A 3,536-nucleotide genomic window follows, 5' to 3' on the forward strand; every position below is an offset into this window, starting at 1 on the left:
GGCGCGATAGCGGCGGTGCGCAAAAATGTGCCGTCCAATACGCTTTTGGGCATGGGTACCGTGTTTGCATGGGTTTCCGCGATGGCGGGCTTTGTCGGTTTGCTGGTGCGCTGGCATGAAAGCTATCTGCTGCGTCCCGATGCCGGCCATATTCCGGTCTCCAACCTTTACGAAGTATTCATCTTGTTCTTGGTTATTACGGCGCTGATGTACCTCTATTACGAAGGTCGTTTTGCCGTACAAAAACTGGGCGGCTTCGTGTTCAGCTTTATGGCGATTGTGGTCGGATTTGTCTTGTGGTACAGCGTTTCACGCGAGGCGCATACCATCCAGCCGCTGATCCCTGCTTTGCAGTCTTGGTGGATGAAAATCCACGTTCCGGCCAACTTTATCGGCTACGGCGCATTCTGTATCGCCGCCATGTTGGGTATTGCCGAACTGCTGGCACTCAGAAAAGAAGATGCAGGCAAAAAATCATGGCTGCCGCACTCGCAAGTCATTGAAGAAGTGATGTACAAAGCGATTGCCGTCGGTTTCCTGTTCTTCACGATTGCCACCATTCTCGGCGCATTGTGGGCGGCTGACGCGTGGGGCCGCTATTGGAGCTGGGACCCGAAAGAAACTTGGGCATTCATCGTTTGGCTGAATTACGCGGTCTGGTTGCATTTGCGGCTGGTGGCAGGCTGGCGCGGCAAAGTGTTGGCTTGGTGGGCGGTCATCGGCCTGGTCATTACCGCCTTTGCCTTTATCGGCGTGAATATGTTCTTGAGCGGCCTGCACTCTTACGGCACTTTGTAAACCGCTTATTCCGCACTTTATTTCAGACGGCCTTTTTCCGTTTTCGGAGAAAACGCCGTCTGAATCGTTTTAATCATTTTTTCAGACGGCCTCAAACCATGTTGGTATTAGGAATTGAATCATCTTGCGACGAAACCGGCGTTGCGCTCTACGATACTGAGCGCGGCCTGTTGGCGCATCATTTGCACACACAAATGGCGATGCACGCCGAATACGGCGGCGTTGTCCCCGAATTGGCCAGCCGCGACCATATCCGCCGTGTCGTGCCGTTGACGCAAGGTTGCTTGAAGGAAGCAGGCGTAAGCTATGCCGATATTGACGCTGTTGCCTTTACGCAAGGCCCGGGCTTGGGCGGCGCATTGCTGGCCGGTTCAGGCTTTGCCAATGCGTTGGCATTTGCCATCGGCAAGCCCGTTATTCCTGTCCACCATCTTGAAGGCCATTTGCTCTCGCCTTTATTGGCAGATGATAAACCTGAATTTCCATTTGTCGCTTTACTGGTGTCGGGCGGACATACGCAATTTATGGCTGTACGCGGTATCGGTGATTACACCTTGCTGGGGGAGAGTGTGGACGATGCGGCAGGCGAGGCGTTCGATAAAACGGCCAAGCTGTTGGGTTTGCCTTATCCCGGCGGTGCCAAATTATCCGAGCTGGCCAAACTCGGCATGCCTGATGCCTTCACATTTCCACGCCCCATGCTCCATTCACATGATTTGCAGATGAGCTTTTCCGGTTTGAAAACCGCCGTTTTGACCGCTGTCGAAAAAGTCCGTGCCGAAACCGGCAGCGATGAAATTCCGGAACAAACACGCAACGACATTTGCCGCGCTTTCCAAGATGCGGTAGTTGACGTATTGGCGGCCAAAGCCAAAAAAGCGTTGTTGGATACCGGCTTCAGAACTTTGGTGGTTGCCGGCGGTGTGGGTGCAAACTGGAAACTGCGTGATGAGTTTTCACGGTTGGCCGTCAAAATGCCGTCTGAAAAAGGCAAACCCAAACCGCAGGAAGAAAAAATCAACGTCTATTTTCCGCCGATGGCATACTGTACCGACAACGGCGCAATGATTGCCTTTGCCGGTGCGATGCGTCTTGCCGAGCGTCAGGCTGTCGGCGCATTCAATGTCAAGCCGCGCTGGCCGCTGTCGGATATTGTGAAGCAGGGTTGATAATTAGACTGCTTTGGTGCAATGAAAGGCCGTCTGAAAACCTGAAGACAGGGTTTTCAGACGGCCTTTAATGAAACGGATGTTTACGGTAAAACTTCATTCAAAAAGATGAGTAATTTTTTCATCCGTTTTTTCTACAATATTAACTTTGATTGATTGCAAAAGGCCGTCTGAAATGACGAATTTATCCAAAGGTTTGCTGGCTGCGATAGCGTCCAATTTGTTGTTTTCCATGCTGTTTCTGTACGGCATGTGGATGCGGCCGATGACGGGGACGGAGGTGTTTGCCTGGCGCATGGTCGCCATGCTGTCGGCTTTGTGCGTGCTGATGACGATGGTCAACGGTTGGCAGGCGGCAACGCGTTTTGCTTATGGCGTCGGCCGGGATTGGAAGCAGTGGCTGTTGATTGTATTGCCGACGCCGATATTTGCTAGCCAGTTGTGGCTGTTTGTCTGGGGGCCGGTCAATGGGGAAGGAGTAAACATTGCCATGGGTTATTTCCTTTTTCCTTTGGCGATGATGCTGGGTGGACGGATTTGGTTTAAAGAGCGTTTGAACCGGTTGCAGAGGGTGGCGGTAATCTTGGCGTGTGCAGGCGTGGCATGTGAATTGGTGCGGTCGGGCGCATTTTCGTGGACGACTGTATGGGTGTTCGGTACTTATCCGTTTTATTATCTGCTGCGCCGCAAGCTGGGCGTGCCTTCCTTAATCGGGCTGACCTTTGATTTGATGATGATTACGCCGTTTGCGTTGGCGTATATTGTGCTGGCAACAGATACGCCGGCGATGATTGCGGCCAAACCGGTTTTAATCTTTTTTATTGTTTTGCTGGGTTTTAATAGTGCAATATCCATGCATTTGAATTTGAAGGCAAATCAGTTTCTGCCGGTTGCAGTGTTCGGTATGTTGAGCTATTTGGAACCTGTATTGCTTTTTATTGTGTCGATTGTGTGGCTGGGCGAGCCGGTACAAGGCGGCGCATTGATCGGCTACGGGCTGATTTGGTCAGGATTGTGCGTGATGATTGCCAATGGCCTGTTGGGAATGAAGAAAGAAAAAAAATTGGCTAAAGCTTGATGATAGATTAAGGCCGTCTGAAAAATGGGTTGCCCAATATTTTCAGACGGCCTTTGATATTGAAAGGGACGTTCGGGTACGTCCCTTTTGTTTTACCAGCTTTGGGCAATACGGTTGGCTTCTTGCAGGCGTTCGACTGTGCCGACATCCAACCAAAGGCCGTTGTGGTGTTCGCCGCTGATTTGGTTTTGGCTCATGGCCTGACGCAACAGAGGGGCAAGTTTGGCAGCCTGGTGCGCCGGGGTGTCTTTGAAAAGCGCGGGATGATAAACGCCCACACCGCTGAAAGTCAGGGCTTGGCCGTCTGCGGATGATGCGGATACCAGGCCGTCTGAAAGCAGGCCAAAGTCGCCTTCGGGATGATGGGGCGGATTGTCCACCAGCCACAAATGGGCGAGAAGGTTGTGTTCCTGTATGCGCTGGGCAGCCAGTCGTGCAGCTTGGAAATCAATGTCGGTCAACACGTCGCCATTGACGACCAAAAACGGCTC

Annotated in this window: 3 protein-coding genes and 1 pseudogene; 3 read left to right on the forward strand and 1 reads right to left on the reverse strand. The window is 52.1% G+C overall.

All coding sequences use genetic code 11. The features are described 5' to 3' along the window. The 3 genes from ccsB to rarD all read left to right on the forward strand — a co-directional run. The coding region (gene ccsB / locus ACTHSP_RS18895; RefSeq protein ID WP_440346672.1) for a c-type cytochrome biogenesis protein CcsB at positions 1–798 on the forward strand (798 nt) is incomplete at its 5' end. 98 nt (positions 799–896) lie between these two features. Then, positions 897–1,967: a tRNA (adenosine(37)-N6)-threonylcarbamoyltransferase complex transferase subunit TsaD gene (gene tsaD / locus ACTHSP_RS18900; protein WP_440346673.1), complete on the forward strand. Its 1,071-nt coding sequence runs from the start codon at positions 897–899 to the stop codon at positions 1,965–1,967. Between the two features lie 175 nt (positions 1,968–2,142). Beyond that, the gene (gene rarD / locus ACTHSP_RS18905) at positions 2,143–3,045 is read left to right on the forward strand and encodes an EamA family transporter RarD (RefSeq protein ID WP_440346674.1); all 903 of its coding nucleotides are present in this window, start codon (positions 2,143–2,145) and stop codon (positions 3,043–3,045) included. Between the two features lie 92 nt (positions 3,046–3,137). On the opposite strand, the pseudogene ACTHSP_RS18910 reads toward rarD, so the two are convergent. Next, positions 3,138–3,536: pseudogene (locus ACTHSP_RS18910) on the reverse strand (nucleotidyltransferase family protein); the annotation flags it as partial.

This window comes from Neisseria sp. P0001.S005, from assembly GCF_051963715.1.

Excerpts from the sequence above, each read along its gene's own strand:
- tsaD (WP_440346673.1), top strand. The coding sequence starts at position 897 with ATGTTGGTATTAGGAATTGAATCATCTTGCGACGAAACCGGCGTTGCG.
- rarD (WP_440346674.1), top strand. The coding sequence starts at position 2,143 with ATGACGAATTTATCCAAAGGTTTGCTGGCTGCGATAGCGTCCAATTTG.